The 12,254-nt window shown below is 68.5% G+C and carries 15 protein-coding genes; 6 read left to right on the top strand and 9 right to left on the bottom strand.

The annotated features are described in order from the left end of the window. Nucleotides 1-18: 18 nt before the first annotated feature. From AC3WT6_RS02310 to AC3WT6_RS02300, 3 genes are all read left to right on the top strand, one after another. Nucleotides 19-666, top strand: a complete 648-nt coding sequence (locus AC3WT6_RS02310) for a thiol:disulfide interchange protein DsbA/DsbL (RefSeq protein ID WP_492651940.1) — start codon at nucleotides 19-21, stop codon at nucleotides 664-666. A gap of 4 nt (nucleotides 667-670) precedes the next feature. Continuing rightward, on the top strand, nucleotides 671-1,576 hold the full coding sequence (locus AC3WT6_RS02305) for a M14 family murein peptide amidase A (RefSeq protein ID WP_492651939.1): 906 nt from the start codon (nucleotides 671-673) through the stop codon (nucleotides 1,574-1,576). Nucleotides 1,577-1,784: 208 nt separating this feature from the next. Next, nucleotides 1,785-2,765 carry a diguanylate cyclase domain-containing protein gene (locus AC3WT6_RS02300; RefSeq protein WP_492651938.1) on the top strand — a complete coding sequence of 327 codons (981 nt, stop codon included), beginning with the start codon at nucleotides 1,785-1,787 and terminating at the stop codon, nucleotides 2,763-2,765. A 27-nt stretch (nucleotides 2,766-2,792) separates the two neighbouring features. Here AC3WT6_RS02300 and AC3WT6_RS02295 read toward each other — a convergent pair whose 3' ends face one another. After that, a complete protein-coding gene (locus tag AC3WT6_RS02295) occupies nucleotides 2,793-3,845 on the bottom strand; it encodes a succinylglutamate desuccinylase/aspartoacylase family protein (RefSeq protein ID WP_492651937.1) in 1,053 nt (350 codons plus the stop codon). Further along, complete coding sequence (gene rimK, locus AC3WT6_RS02290) at nucleotides 3,842-4,741, bottom strand: 30S ribosomal protein S6--L-glutamate ligase (protein ID WP_492651936.1); 900 nt, start codon at nucleotides 4,739-4,741, stop codon at nucleotides 3,842-3,844. The genes AC3WT6_RS02295 and rimK overlap by 4 nt, the downstream gene beginning before the upstream one ends. Before the next feature lie 93 nt (nucleotides 4,742-4,834). Between rimK and AC3WT6_RS02285 the strand changes: the two genes are divergently transcribed. Genes AC3WT6_RS02285 through mnmG form a run of 3 tightly spaced genes read left to right on the top strand, consistent with a single transcriptional unit; the run spans nucleotide 4,835 to nucleotide 7,474 of the window. After that, nucleotides 4,835-5,143: an Mpo1-like protein gene (locus AC3WT6_RS02285; protein WP_492651935.1), complete on the top strand. Its 309-nt coding sequence runs from the start codon at nucleotides 4,835-4,837 to the stop codon at nucleotides 5,141-5,143. Further along, nucleotides 5,143-5,529, top strand: coding sequence for a hypothetical protein (locus AC3WT6_RS02280; RefSeq protein WP_492651934.1), 387 nt, complete (start codon nucleotides 5,143-5,145; stop codon nucleotides 5,527-5,529). Before AC3WT6_RS02285 ends, AC3WT6_RS02280 begins: the two co-directional genes overlap by 1 nt. Nucleotides 5,530-5,578: 49 nt before the next feature. Further along, nucleotides 5,579-7,474, top strand: coding sequence for a tRNA uridine-5-carboxymethylaminomethyl(34) synthesis enzyme MnmG (gene mnmG / locus AC3WT6_RS02275; protein ID WP_492651933.1), 1,896 nt, complete (start codon nucleotides 5,579-5,581; stop codon nucleotides 7,472-7,474). Here the strand turns inward: mnmG and AC3WT6_RS02270 are convergent. The 7 genes from AC3WT6_RS02270 to AC3WT6_RS02240 all read right to left on the bottom strand — a co-directional run bounded on the left by AC3WT6_RS02270 (nucleotide 7,471) and on the right by AC3WT6_RS02240 (nucleotide 12,146). Then, on the bottom strand, nucleotides 7,471-8,229 hold the full coding sequence (locus tag AC3WT6_RS02270) for a M48 family metallopeptidase (protein WP_492651932.1): 759 nt from the start codon (nucleotides 8,227-8,229) through the stop codon (nucleotides 7,471-7,473). The two genes, mnmG and AC3WT6_RS02270, sit on opposite strands and share 4 nt — an antisense overlap. A gap of 20 nt (nucleotides 8,230-8,249) precedes the next feature. Then, nucleotides 8,250-8,645: a hypothetical protein gene (locus tag AC3WT6_RS02265; protein WP_492651931.1), complete on the bottom strand. Its 396-nt coding sequence runs from the start codon at nucleotides 8,643-8,645 to the stop codon at nucleotides 8,250-8,252. 79 nt (nucleotides 8,646-8,724) lie between these two features. Further along, the gene (locus AC3WT6_RS02260; protein WP_492651930.1) at nucleotides 8,725-9,153 is read right to left on the bottom strand and encodes an excinuclease ABC subunit A; all 429 of its coding nucleotides are present in this window, start codon (nucleotides 9,151-9,153) and stop codon (nucleotides 8,725-8,727) included. 63 nt (nucleotides 9,154-9,216) lie between these two features. Next, nucleotides 9,217-10,443, bottom strand: coding sequence for a beta-ketoacyl-ACP synthase (locus AC3WT6_RS02255; RefSeq protein WP_492651929.1), 1,227 nt, complete (start codon nucleotides 10,441-10,443; stop codon nucleotides 9,217-9,219). Beyond that, the gene (locus AC3WT6_RS02250; protein WP_492651928.1) at nucleotides 10,443-11,183 is read right to left on the bottom strand and encodes a 3-ketoacyl-ACP reductase FabG2; all 741 of its coding nucleotides are present in this window, start codon (nucleotides 11,181-11,183) and stop codon (nucleotides 10,443-10,445) included. The genes AC3WT6_RS02255 and AC3WT6_RS02250 overlap by 1 nt, the downstream gene beginning before the upstream one ends. Next, nucleotides 11,180-11,659: a hotdog family protein gene (locus tag AC3WT6_RS02245; protein ID WP_492651927.1), complete on the bottom strand. Its 480-nt coding sequence runs from the start codon at nucleotides 11,657-11,659 to the stop codon at nucleotides 11,180-11,182. The genes AC3WT6_RS02250 and AC3WT6_RS02245 overlap by 4 nt, the downstream gene beginning before the upstream one ends. A gap of 4 nt (nucleotides 11,660-11,663) precedes the next feature. Beyond that, nucleotides 11,664-12,146 carry a DUF3261 domain-containing protein gene (locus tag AC3WT6_RS02240; protein WP_492651926.1) on the bottom strand — a complete coding sequence of 161 codons (483 nt, stop codon included), beginning with the start codon at nucleotides 12,144-12,146 and terminating at the stop codon, nucleotides 11,664-11,666. Nucleotides 12,147-12,254 lie beyond the last annotated feature (108 nt).

Here is a 12,254-nt window from a genome sequence, read left to right as displayed (position 1 = left end):
CCACCCAGGATTTTTCCGATGAACCGTTGGCTACGTCGCTGCTTTTTCGCCCTTGCCCTGCTGCCGCTGGCTTGCAGCGCCCAGACCGCTTCCGCTCCCTATCAGGAAGGCAAGCAGTTTGCACGGGTCAAGCAGAGCGTTGCCCCGGCCGACGCCAAGCGGGTCGCGGTGGAGGAATTCTTCTGGTACGGCTGCCCACATTGCTTCGCCGCCGACCCGGCGGTGGAGGCCTGGAAGGCGAAGAAGCCGGAGTACGTCGACTTCGAGCGCGTGCCCAACACCCTCGGCCGGCCGGAAGGCGAGGTTCATGCCCGCGCCTTCTACATCGCCGAAACGCTGGGTGTGCTGAACAAGACCCACGCGCCGCTGTTCGCCGCCATCCACGAGAAGCACCTGCCGATGGCGCGCCTGGAAGACATCCGCAGGCTGTACGGCGATGTCGCCGGAGTGAAGCCGGATGACTTCGACCGCGCCACCTCCAGCTTCATGGTCGACTCCCGTTTGCGCCGCTCCGAGCAGCTGGCCCGCACCTACCAGCTGACCAGCGTCCCCACCATCGTCGTCGGCGGCCAGTACGTGACCAATGCCACCATGGGTGGCGGCACCGCCAAGATGATGGAAGTGGTGAGCTTCCTGGTCGAGAAGGTGCGCAAAGAGCGCAAGTAAGAGCTTGAGCACGAAGCTCGCCCGGCGTCTCGCCGGGTTTTTCGTTTCTGCTGCCCTGCTGGCAGGGCCGGCAAGGGCGGCGCCCCTGGCCTCGGTGGAGACCGCCTGCCGCAGCATCGCCGCCAAGGTGCAGGGCGTGGACGCCGGTGAATGCCTGGCCTCCGGTCTGCAGGCCGCGGCCGTCGCCAGCGTCCAGGGCCAGCCCATCCTGTTTCGCGACTACCTCGCCGGCAGCCGCCGCAGCACGCCCAAGCGGGTGTTGCTGATCGGCGGCATACACGGCGACGAGCTGTCTTCGGTGCAGGTCAGCTTCGAGTGGATGCGGCGGCTGGCGGCGGAAAAATTCCAGCCCTTTCACTGGCGGGTCGCGCCCTGCCTGAATCCGGACGGCCTGCTCAAACCGAGTTCCAGCCGCACCAATGCCCGCGGCGTCGACCTCAATCGCAATTTTCCGACCCTGCGCTGGGCCGAGCTGGCGCCGCGCTACTGGGAGATGAAGACCCGCCGCGACCGCCGGCGCTGGCCAGGGCCGGCGGCGGCTTCCGAACCGGAAACCCAGTGGCTGGTGCAGCAGATCAGGAGCTTCAAGCCCGACGCCATCGTCTCGGTGCATGCCCCCTACGGCATCCTAGACTTCGACGGCCCGCGTGCGCCGCCACGCAAGCTGGGTTTTCTCAATCTCAACGAGCTGGGCACCTACCCCGGTTCGCTGGGGAACTACGCCGGGGTGCAGCTGGGCCTGCCGGTCATCACCCTGGAGCTGCCGCATTCCCAGGAGACGCCCACCGCCAGCCAGAGCGCGCGCATCTGGAGCGATCTGCTGACCTGGCTGGAGCGCAATCTGCCCAAGGGCGAGGCGCCGCTGTACCAGCGGCTGGCGGACCAGAACTGGGTGCATAACGCGCCCTGAGGCGCAGCTCCATCGGCCGGTTGCCGCCCTTGGTCAACCCGGCCTGAAGACGCCGGCGGGCTTGCGCAAACTATTGGCTTCAAAGGCCAAGCAGCGGCCGCAGGATGCGGCGTGCCCGACCAGGGCAGGGTCACAGGGGGCGTGAGCTGGGTTTGGCCGAAACGACGCCTGCAAGGGCGCCGGTATCCGGTTTTGATGGAGCCCTGTTATGCCTCAGCTTCCGCTTGTATCCGACGCCGCCCCCGAGTGGGTCACGCGCTTGGCCAATGACCACGGCCTGGGTCTGGTGCCCTGGTCGCGCCTGGTCTGCCAGGCACTGCAACTGGCCGCCGAGGCCTGCCAGGCCAAGACTGCGGCCCTGGTGGTCGCCGACCGGCAGATGGAGCATCTGCTGGTCTGGCCGCAGATGAGCTTTCTGAGCGTGAAGGCGAAGAATCGCCTGGTCAGCCCCGGCCATGGGGCACAGAGCTTTTTCTATAGCCGCGAAGAGATGCGGCTGAGCGTGCAGGGCCACCCCTGGATCAGCCGCCAGGGCGGCACCAACTGGTGCGCCGGCCGCAGCCTGCCGGCGATGCCGGCCTGCGATCTGGGCAGCATCGTGCTGCTCGGCAGTGGCACGCCGCTGGCACCTCCGCTGGTGCAGGAGCGCCTGCGCGCGGCCACCAATCTGCTGGCGGCGGCGCTCACTGGCCGCCCGGCAAACGGCGACAAGCAGGTGTCCGCGCTGATGAGCCGGCGCGAGTTCGACCAACAGCTGTCGCGCGAGACCCGGCGCTCGGAGCGCTCGAACCAGCCGCTGGGCATCCTGCTGGCGACGCTCACCTGCAAGAGCCGCAAGCACGCCGCCGGCGACGCCGAGGTGCAGGAGGTGGGCGAGGCGATTGCCCGGCTGCTGCGCCGGGGCGGTGATTTCGCGGCCCGCTACGGCAGCCGCTCGATCGCCATCCTGCTGCCGGACTCCGACCAGAACGCCACCGCCGGCACCGCCAGCATGCTCAACGCGGTGGTGGCGCCACTGGTCGAGGCGATCAACGAAGACCGCGCGGCACCGCTGGGCTTCAAGCTGGTCACCACCTCGGTGCGCGGCTACAGCAGCCTGGCCGCAGCCAGCGAGGAAGCCGCCTCTGGCACCGCGCGTGTGTCCCGGCGCAGCGTGCCGGCCGCGGACGTGGCGGCGGCCAATGCCTGAGCACAGGGCCTCGCCTGAGCACAGGCCCTAGACGATGCGCGGTTCCTCGTGATCCCAGGCGGCGCTGTGCGCCGTCAGTTGATCGACGTTCTGCGCCGCCTCGCCCGGTGTTTCGACGCGCGCGATGTGGAATACCGCCTCGCCCTCGTAGACCAGGGGCAGCATCACCCGGCCGATCACCACGCCGCTGGCCGGTGAGGTCACCGGGGTTTCCTGCTCGCCGAAAGGGTCGCCGATCAGGCCCAGCAGCTGGCCCTTTTTCACCGCATCGCCGAGTGCGGCCTGCGCGCGCAGGATGCCGCTCACCGGCGCCCGCGCCCAGGTATCGGAACGCGCCAGGATCGGCGTCACGCCCGGCGGCGGCGCGGCTTCCGAGCGCGGCAGCATGTCCAGCTCGGTCATCACATTGACGATGCCCTGCATGCCGATGCGGATCGCGGTCTCGTCGAAGCGCAGCGCCTCGCAAGCCTCATAGAGGATCACCGGCTTGTTGGCGGCGGTGGTGTAGGCGCGCAGCGTGCCGGCGGTGGGTTTGGAGTCGAGGAACAGCGGCGCGCCGAAAGCCATCGCCAGCCGGCGGTTCTCGGGATTGCTCAGGTCGGCACGGATCTGCGGCAGGTTCGGGCGGTGGATGGCGCCGGTGTGCAGGTCGATGCCGTAGTCGGCATTGCCGACCACTTCCTTCAGGAACTGGTGCGCCAGCCGCGCCGCCAGCGAGCCTGACTCGCTGCCGGGAAAGCTGCGGTTGAGGTCGCGACGGTCCGGCAGGTAGCGCGACTGGTGCAGAAAGGCCAGCACGTTCACCACCGGCACCGCCAGCAGGGTGCCGGCCAGCTCGCCGAGCGCCGGCAGTTTCAGCAGGCGGCGGATGATTTCGACGCCGATGATCTCGTCGCCGTGCATGGCGGCGCTGACGAACAGCGTCGGCCCCGGCCGGCTGCCGCGATGCACGATCACCGGCAGGTGGATAGGCGTGCGGGTGTAGAGATCGGCGACCGGCAGGTTGACGGTCTGCCGGCTGCCGGCCGGCACGGCAACGCCGCCGATCAGCAGTTCGGGTGGAGTGGTGGTTTCATTCATCGCGCGTTCCGTCGCGGTTGCCGCGCCTGCTGCTGCTCCAGAAACTCGATCACCGCGCCGGCGATGTTGACGCCGGTGCTCTTCTCGATGCCCTCCAGGCCGGGCGAGGAATTCACTTCCAGCACCATCGGCCCCTGCGCGGTGCGCAAGAGATCGACGCCGGCGACATTCAGGCCGAGGATGCGCGCGGCGCGGATCGCGGTGCGGCGCTCCAGCGCGCTGATCGGCACCGCCTGCGCCTTGCCGCCCCGGTGCAGATTGCTGCGGAACTCGCCGGGCGCGGCGGTGCGCTGCATCGCCGCCACCACCTTGCCGCCGATCACGAAGCAGCGGATGTCGCTGCCACCGGCCTCCTTCACGAACTGCTGCACCAGGAAGTAGGCATCAAGGCCACGGAAGGCCTCGATCACCGAGGTCGCGGCGCCATCGGTCTCGCAGAGCACCACGCCGACGCCCTGCGCGCCTTCGGTGAGCTTGACCACCAGCGGCGTGCCGCCGACCAGGTTGATGAGATCGCGGGTATCGTCTGGCGCATGTGCGAAGCCGGTCACCGGCATGCCGACGCCCTTCTGCGCCAGTAGTTGTAGCGCCAGCAGCTTGTCGCGCGAGCGGGCGATGGCCGTGGAGGAATTGAGCGCGCAGACGCCCATGGTTTCCAGCTGCCGCAGCACCGCCAGGCCGTAGTAGGTGATCGAGGCACCGATGCGCGGAATCACCGCGTCGAAGCCTTCCAGCTTGCGGCCGCGGTAGTGCACGTCGGGCGCCGCCGGGTTGACGTTCATGTAGCAGCGCAGCGCGTCCACCACCCGCACCGAATGTCCGCGCCGACGCGCGGCGTTGACCAGCCGCTTGGTCGAGTAGAGCTGGGCGTTGCGCGACAGGATCGCGATCTTCATGGCCGGCGCGGGGCTGGATTTACAGGGGGCGGGGGATTCGCTGCGCGCTAGCTTGCGCCTACACTGCGGCCATCTCAATGCGAGGAGACGCAGATGAGCAAGATCGAGTACCGGAGTCTCGCCGAGTTCTATCCCTACTACCTGGGCGAGCACGCCAACCGCACCTGCCGGCGCCTGCATTTCATCGGCTCCAGCCTGGGCCTGCTGATCGCCGCCTACGCGGTGCTGACCCAGAGCTGGTGGCTGATCGCCGTCGCCTTCGTGCAGGGCTACGCCTTTGCCTGGGTCGGGCACTTCTTCTTCGAGCACAACAAGCCGGCGACCTTCCAGTACCCCTGGCTCAGCTACAAGGGCGACTGGAAGATGTGGTGGGAAACCCTCACCGGCAAGATTCCGTTCTGATGACGGCGGCGGAACTCCTCGAAGGGCTCGCCGACGGCAGCCTGCCGCCATCGGATTTCAGCCACGCCGCGCATCTGCAGGTCGCCCGCGAACTGTTGCTGCAACTGTCGCCCGCCGAGGCCGAGGCGCGGTTCTGCGCGCTGCTCGGCGGCTACGTGCGCCGGCTCGGTGCCGAGGCCAAGTTCCACCAGACCGTCAGCATCGCGCTGCTGCGGCTGATTGCCGCCCGCCTGCGGCCCGGCGAAAGCTGGGCACAGTTCCAGGCCGGCAACCCGGAGCTGTTCGCCGACGCCCGCGGACTGCTCGCGCATCACTACAGCGCCGAGCGTCTGGCGGCGGGCCGCACGCAGTTCCTGGCCCCCGACCTGGCGCCGCTGCCGGCCTGAGCATTTGTTGACCAGCGGCGCTAGAATCGCGCCCCCGCGAATTGGTCCGATGTCCATGTCCCAGCAGCGCTATGAGGTGATCGTGATCGGCGGCGGCCATGCCGGCACCGAAGCCGCGCTGGCGGCCGCCCGCAGCGGCGCGCGCACCCTGCTGCTGAGCCAGAACATCGACACCCTCGGCCAGATGTCCTGCAACCCGGCCATCGGCGGCATCGGCAAGGGCCATCTGGTGAAGGAGATTGATGCGCTCGGCGGCCTGATGGCGCGTGCCGCCGACGCCGCCGGCATCCAGTTCCGCACCCTCAATGCCAGCAAGGGCCCGGCGGTGCGTGCCACCCGCGCCCAGGCCGACCGCGCGCTCTACAAGGCTTACGTGCGCCAGGCGCTGGAGAACCAGCCGAACCTGGAAATCTTCCAGCAGGAAGTCACCGACCTCATCGTCGAAGGCGACCGCGTGGCCGGTGTGGTCACCAAGATCGGCCTGCGCTTCCTCGCACCGGCGGTGGTGCTGACCACCGGCACCTTCCTGGGCGGGCGCATCCACGTCGGCCTGGAAAATCATCCCGGCGGCCGTGCCGGCGACGCGCCCTCGCTGCCGCTCGCCGCGCGCCTGCGCGAGCTGATGCCGCGCATCGGCCGGCTCAAGACCGGCACCCCGCCGCGCCTCGACGGCCGCAGCATCGATTGGACCCGCCTGCAGGAGCAGCCCGGCGACGCGCCGCGTCCGGTGTTCAGCTTCCTCGGCAGCCGCGCCGACCATCCGCGCCAGGTGAGCTGTCACATCACCCACACCAACGCCCGCACCCACGAGATCATCCGCAGCGGCTTCGAACGCTCGCCGATGTTCACCGGCGTGATCGAGGGCGTGGGGCCGCGCTACTGCCCGAGCGTGGAAGACAAGGTGAACCGCTTCGCCGACCGCGAGCGCCACCAGATCTTCCTGGAGCCGGAAGGGCTCAACACCACCGAGATCTACCCCAACGGCATCTCCACCAGCCTGCCCTACGACATTCAGGAAGCCTTCGTGCGCTCCATCGAGGGCCTGGAGCAGGCGCGCATCGTGCGCCCCGGCTACGCCATCGAGTACGACTACGGCGACCCGCGCGACTTGCAGCGCACGCTGGAGACCAAGACGCTGGCCGGTCTCTACTTCGCCGGCCAGATCAACGGCACCACCGGCTACGAGGAGGCCGCCGCGCAGGGCCTGCTGGCCGGCCTCAATGCCGCCCGCGCCGCGCGTGGCGAAGAGGGCTGGGTGCCGCAACGCCACGAGGCCTATCTCGGCGTGCTGGTCGATGACCTCATCACCCTCGGCACCACCGAGCCCTACCGCATGTTCACCTCGCGCGCCGAGCACCGCCTGCTGCTGCGCGAGGACAATGCCGACACCCGGCTGACGCCGGCCGGCCGGGCCATGGGCCTGGTCGACGATGCGCGCTGGGCGGTGTTCGAGGCCAAGCAGCAGGCGGTCGCCGCCGAGCGCAGGCGCGTCGAGGCGCTGTGGCTGAAGCCGGCGCAGATGGCCACGCCAGAGTTTGCGGCGCTGTTCGACAAGCTGCCCACTGACCAGGGTATCTCCGCCTTCGAGCTGCTGCGCCGGCCCGAGGCCAGCTACCAGGCCTACCGAGTGCTGGGCCTGGCGGCTGCCGAGCTGGACGAGACCATCGCCGAGCAGGTCGAGATCGCCGCCAAGTACGCCGGCTACATCGAGCGCCAGACGCTGGAGATCGCCCGCACCCGCCGCCACGAGGATGCCGTGATCCCCGCCGATTTCGACTACGGCCGGGTCAGCGGCCTTTCGAACGAAGTGCGCGCCAAGCTGCTCAGCCATCGGCCCGACACCGTCGGCCAGGCCGGCCGCATTTCCGGCGTCACTCCGGCGGCGCTGTCACTGCTGCTGGTGCACCTGAAGAAGGCTGGACAGCTGCGCGCGGCCGGCGCCTAGCCAAACAGATCGGCCTGCGGCGGCGGCGCATCGGCGTCGGCCGGGCGCGCCAGCCAACGGTGCAGGCCGGCGCCATGCCGCTTGAGCCAGTCGCGGTGCAGCGACCACTCCGGCATCTGTTGCGCCACCAGGCCCCAGAAGCGCGGCGAGTGGTCGGGATGCGGTAGGTGGCAAAGCTCGTGGATCACCACGTAGCGGAACACTTCCGGCGGCGCCAACAGCAAGCGCCAGGACAGCGAGATCACCCCCTCCGGCGTGCAGCTGCCCCATTGCGCGCGCGGATCGCCGATGCGCAGCTCGCTCCAGCGCAGGCTCAGGCGATGCGCCTCCTGGTTGAGCAGGTCTTCCGCTTCCAGGCGCGCTTCGTTGATCAGCGTGCGCCTGAGCAGGCGCGTGAGCAGCTCATGCCGGGTGTCTTGCGGTGCGAACACGGTGATCGCCTCCGGCAACAGCCGCACCTGCGGTCGCGACAGGCTGGCGCGCGACCAGCGCACCGGCGTCTCGGCGCCACGCAGGGGCAGCACGTCGGCGCCGTCCCAGCGCAAGGGTCTGCGCGCCGCCTCCGGCGTGCGGCTCTCCAGCTTGCCCAGCTGCTCGCGGACCCAGTCCAGCCGGCTGACCAGGAAGGCCCGCGCTTCCGCCTTGGTGGCGTAGCGCGGGATGGTCAGCACCACCTCGCCGGTGGCGTTGACCGCGACGCGGATATAGCGCGCCTTGGGGTTGACGCGTTCCTGGACGGGGAAAGGGAACTGCATGCCGTAGGCCGTGGCCGAGGCTAGCCGCCGCTCGGTGCTTGCAGCAGCGCCTGGCGGATGTCGTAGGCGAGATTGCGCGTCCAGTTCATGTACTTGCTATGGATATGGGCAACCCCGTCATCCAGTTCATAGTCCATCACCGCGCTGTCGAGGTAGTGAATCTGGATGTCCTGCGGACCGTAGCTGATCGCGACCTTGATCATGTGCTGACGGATTCGCAGAGTTGCTTCCAGCTGACCCGGCGCGGTCTCGACGAGCTGCCACTCGCGACGGGCGCCACCGGCCTTGATCGCCTGCAATACGGCTGCTGGTGCCATGCCGGGCGGAACCGAAATCGGGGCGGGCTCTTCTAGCTTGGCGGCCAGCGCGGCAAACGGCAGGACGGCGAGGGCGAGCAACAGTGAAAGCTTGGACATGCAAACCTCCGGGCGAGGGAATACCAAAAAAACTGGACTAGCGGATTGGCGGGCGTCGCGCGAAGGGCGACCAGGCGCATCAGGGCAGCTTGACCACCGTACCGCGCAGGGCCACGCCACCCATCACGCTGCCGGCCCCGCACTGGTACTCGGTCTCGCTGCTGAGTTCGTTGTTGCGGTAGACGCTGACGATATTGACGACCGCGTTGCCGCCTTCCTGCTTGGCCCGCTCCTGCAAGGCGAGCACCGCGGAAAGAAACACCCACTCGCAACCGTCCTTGTCGGACTTGTTGAAGAAGTTGGTCTTCTTGTTGGAAGTGTAGGTGCCGAGCGCCTTGGCGCCGGCCGGGGTCTTGCCGAACACCAGCTTGATCTGTGGGTCGATCTTGGCCTGGGCGCTGGGGGTGGCAAGTGCCTCGGCGACCGGAAACTGCAGGCGGTCGTCACGCGCTTGAGCGGTCGCGGCAAGAGTGGCGAGCAGGGCGGTGGCGGCGAGCTCTTTGAGCATGGTCTAGTCCTTTAGTTTGGTGTTGGCTGGTGTGGCGAAAACTGGGACAGCGTGGATCTCGAATCAGTTGCAGCGGCGGAAGATCAGGGAAGTGTTGATGCCCCCGAAGGCGAAGTTGTTGTTCATCACGGTGTCGCATTGCAGCGAGCGCCCGTCGCCAACGAGATAGTCGAGTTCGCCGCAGCGGGGGTCGACGTTGCGCAGATTGAGGGTGGGCGCAAACCAGTCGTGGCGCATCATCTCGATCGACAGCCAGCTCTCCAGCGCGCCGCAGGCACCCAGGGTGTGCCCGAAGTTGCCCTTCAGCGAGCTGACCGGCGGACGATTGCCGAACAGTCGCCAGGTGGCCTGCGACTCGGCGATGTCGCCCTGCTCGGTGGCCGTGCCATGGGCATTGATGTAGCCGATGGCTTCCGGTGGCAGGCCGGCGTCGTCGAGCGCCAGACGCATCGCCACTTCCATGGTGCGAGTGTTGGGATGGGTGGCGTGGTCGCCGTCGGAGTTGGCGCCGTAGCCCAGAATCTCGGCGTAAATCCTGGCGCCACGAGCCAGCGCGTGCTCGCGCTCTTCCAAGATCAGCGTGCAGGCACCCTCGCCCAGCACTAGGCCGTCGCGGCCGGCGTCGAAGGGCGAGGGCGTGGTGCTCGGCGCCTCATTGCGAGTGGAGGTGGCGAACAGGGTGTCGAACACCGCCGCCTGGGTCGGGCACAGCTCTTCGGCGCCGCCGGCGACCATCAGCTTCTGGCGGCCGAAGCGGATCGCCTCGTAGGCATAGCCGACGCCCTGGCTGCCGGAGGTGCAGGCCGAGGTGGTGGGAATCACCCGGCCCTTGATGCCGAAGCGGATGCCGATGTTCACCGCCGCGGTGTGGCTCATCATCCGCAGGTAGGTGGTGGCATTGAGATTGCCGCTGCCGCCGGCGATCAGCATCGAGGCGAAGTCCTTGAGCGCGTCGGTAGACCCGGAGCAGGAGCCGTAGGAGATGCCCATGCGGCCGTCTTGGATGATCGGGTCGTCCTTCAAGCCGGCATCCGCCAGCGCCTGCTCGGTGGCGCAGCTGGCGAGCAGCGCCACCCGGCCCATGGTGCGGGTCACTTTGCGGGTGTAGTGCGCTGGCGGCGCGAAGCCGGAGATGGGGCCGCCCAGCCGGGTGTTGAGTTCGGGGTAGCGATCCCAGGCCTCCATGCGGCGGATGCCCGAGGTGCCGGCGCGCAAGTTTTCCGCGATCTGCTCCCAGCTGTCGCCCAAAGAGCTGATTCCGGCCATGCCGGTAACCACCACGCGATGCATCAGACCATACCCCCATTGACGGAAATGACTTGCCGGGTGATGTAGGCAGCGCCGGGCGATAGCAGATAGGACACCAGGCTGGCGACTTCCTCGGGTTCGCCGATACGGCCAGCGGGAATCATCTTCAGTGCTTCTTCCACCGGCGCCTCGGCGATCATCTCGGTACGGATCAGCCCGGGAGCCACGCAGTTGACGGTGATGCCCCGGCTGGCCAGCTCGATGGCCAGCGCCTTGCTGGCGCCGATGATGCCGGCCTTGGCGGCGGAATAGTTGACCTGCCCGCGATTGCCGGCAACGCCCGACACCGAGGCCAGGGTGATGATGCGGCCAGGCTTGCGGCGGCGGATCATCGGCATGGTCAACGGTTTCAGGACGTTGTAGAAGCCATCGAGATTGGTGCCCAGCACCGAGTCCCAGTCCTGGTCGGACAAGGCCGGAAACGCGCCATCGCGAGCAATGCCGGCGTTCAGCACCACGCCGTAGGGCGCGCCATTGGCGGCCACCTCCGCTTCCAGTGCCGCGCCGCTGGCGGTGCGGTCTGCGATGTCGAAACAGAGGCTGTGCGCTTCGACGCCAAGGCCGCGGATTTCGGCCTCAGCCTCGGCCAGCGCTGCCGTCGGGGCGCGGCCGTGCAGCAGCGGTTGGTAGCCATCGCGCGCCAGTTGCACGGCGATGGCGCGGCCGATGCCGCGCGAGCTGCCGGTCACCAGCACCCGTAGTCGCGGGCTCGATAGGCTCATGCCACCGCGTCCTCCAGTAGAAAGCGATGAATGTCGTCGGGGCGGTAGGCCTTGATTTCCGCCCGCGCCAGGCTGGCTCCGGCGGCGTCGAAAATCTCGCAGCCGAATACGCAGATGCCGGTTTCATCGCGCATCACCAGACGGACGCCGACGCTGAGGCGCTGACCCGCCAGGAAATGGTCGATCTGGCTGTCGTAGCGGCGCGCGCCGATCAACAGGCCGATCTTGGGCGAGAGCCCCAGCGCGCTCATCTCGAGCCCGGAAAACACGGCGATGGCCTGCGCCATGTATTCGATGCCGAGATAGGCCGGCACCCGGCCGTGACCGTCGCCGAACGGTGCCTGGTCACGGACTTGCAGCGCTACACGGAGCGAGTCCTGGTCGTAGTCGAGCAACTCGTCGATCAGCCGCATGGCGCCGGTGTGCGGCAATAGCGCGGCCACCGGGGTGGGCGTGTGGGGCTTGGCGTTGGACATCGGTTCAGGGGCTAACGGCGGTAATGCTTTCGGAGCGGATCGCTAGGCTGTAGTCGTAGCGCAGGTTGACCAGCCAGAGCCGCCCGTTCCAGGGGTCGGGGCTGGCATAGTGAACCTCCGCGACCAGGCGACCGTCGCGCAGCAGGCGGCGGGTATCGTCCGCCGGCTGGCTGATCTGCCAGGCGCTGCCGGCATAGGCGGCCTGCAGACTGGCCAGCGGCCAGAAGGCCAGCTGCACGTCGGCGAGGATGCGCCTCGGGTCCAGCTGCTCGGGTACGCCGGGACCGCGTTCGGCGCTGATCTGGCCATCGGCGGAGACGCCCAGGCTCAGTAGCCGCAGCCCCAGGGCATTGATGCAGACGGTGCGCCAGTCCGCCGCGCCGACCGACAGCGTGCATTGCATCTGTACCGCGCGGTCACCGAAGGCCGCCAGCAGGGTCTGGCTGCTGTCGGCGGGTAGCCGCGGTTGGTCCAGCGCCAGAGGCATCGCCTGGTCCGGCACTGCCACCGCTACGGCCGCGGGCCGTAACGCGCAGCCCGCGCTCAGCAAGCTGCCGAACGCCAGGCCCAGGGCACCGACGCTGCGGCATCGCCT

It is taken from the genome of Stagnimonas sp. FW305-C-60 (assembly GCF_058782965.1).
This window is presented reverse-complemented; position numbering and strand designations above follow the sequence as displayed.

Bases quoted from the DNA above. Each gene is read 5' to 3' on its own strand.
- AC3WT6_RS02310 (WP_492651940.1), top strand. From the start codon at position 19: ATGAACCGTTGGCTACGTCGCTGCTTTTTCGCCCTTGCCCTGCTGCCG.
- AC3WT6_RS02240 (WP_492651926.1), bottom strand. From the start codon at position 12,146: ATGCCTCTGGCGCTGGACCAACCGCGGCTACCCGCCGACAGCAGCCAG.
- AC3WT6_RS02280 (WP_492651934.1), top strand. From the start codon at position 5,143: ATGACGGCGGCGGAACTCCTCGAAGGGCTCGCCGACGGCAGCCTGCCG.
- AC3WT6_RS02260 (WP_492651930.1), bottom strand. From the start codon at position 9,153: ATGCTCAAAGAGCTCGCCGCCACCGCCCTGCTCGCCACTCTTGCCGCG.
- AC3WT6_RS02270 (WP_492651932.1), bottom strand. From the start codon at position 8,229: ATGCAGTTCCCTTTCCCCGTCCAGGAACGCGTCAACCCCAAGGCGCGC.
- AC3WT6_RS02250 (WP_492651928.1), bottom strand. From the start codon at position 11,183: ATGAGCCTATCGAGCCCGCGACTACGGGTGCTGGTGACCGGCAGCTCG.
- mnmG (WP_492651933.1), top strand. From the start codon at position 5,579: ATGTCCATGTCCCAGCAGCGCTATGAGGTGATCGTGATCGGCGGCGGC.
- AC3WT6_RS02295 (WP_492651937.1), bottom strand. From the start codon at position 3,845: ATGAATGAAACCACCACTCCACCCGAACTGCTGATCGGCGGCGTTGCC.
- AC3WT6_RS02300 (WP_492651938.1), top strand. From the start codon at position 1,785: ATGCCTCAGCTTCCGCTTGTATCCGACGCCGCCCCCGAGTGGGTCACG.
- AC3WT6_RS02285 (WP_492651935.1), top strand. From the start codon at position 4,835: ATGAGCAAGATCGAGTACCGGAGTCTCGCCGAGTTCTATCCCTACTAC.
- AC3WT6_RS02255 (WP_492651929.1), bottom strand. From the start codon at position 10,443: ATGCATCGCGTGGTGGTTACCGGCATGGCCGGAATCAGCTCTTTGGGC.
- AC3WT6_RS02245 (WP_492651927.1), bottom strand. From the start codon at position 11,659: ATGTCCAACGCCAAGCCCCACACGCCCACCCCGGTGGCCGCGCTATTG.
- AC3WT6_RS02265 (WP_492651931.1), bottom strand. From the start codon at position 8,645: ATGTCCAAGCTTTCACTGTTGCTCGCCCTCGCCGTCCTGCCGTTTGCC.
- rimK (WP_492651936.1), bottom strand. From the start codon at position 4,741: ATGAAGATCGCGATCCTGTCGCGCAACGCCCAGCTCTACTCGACCAAG.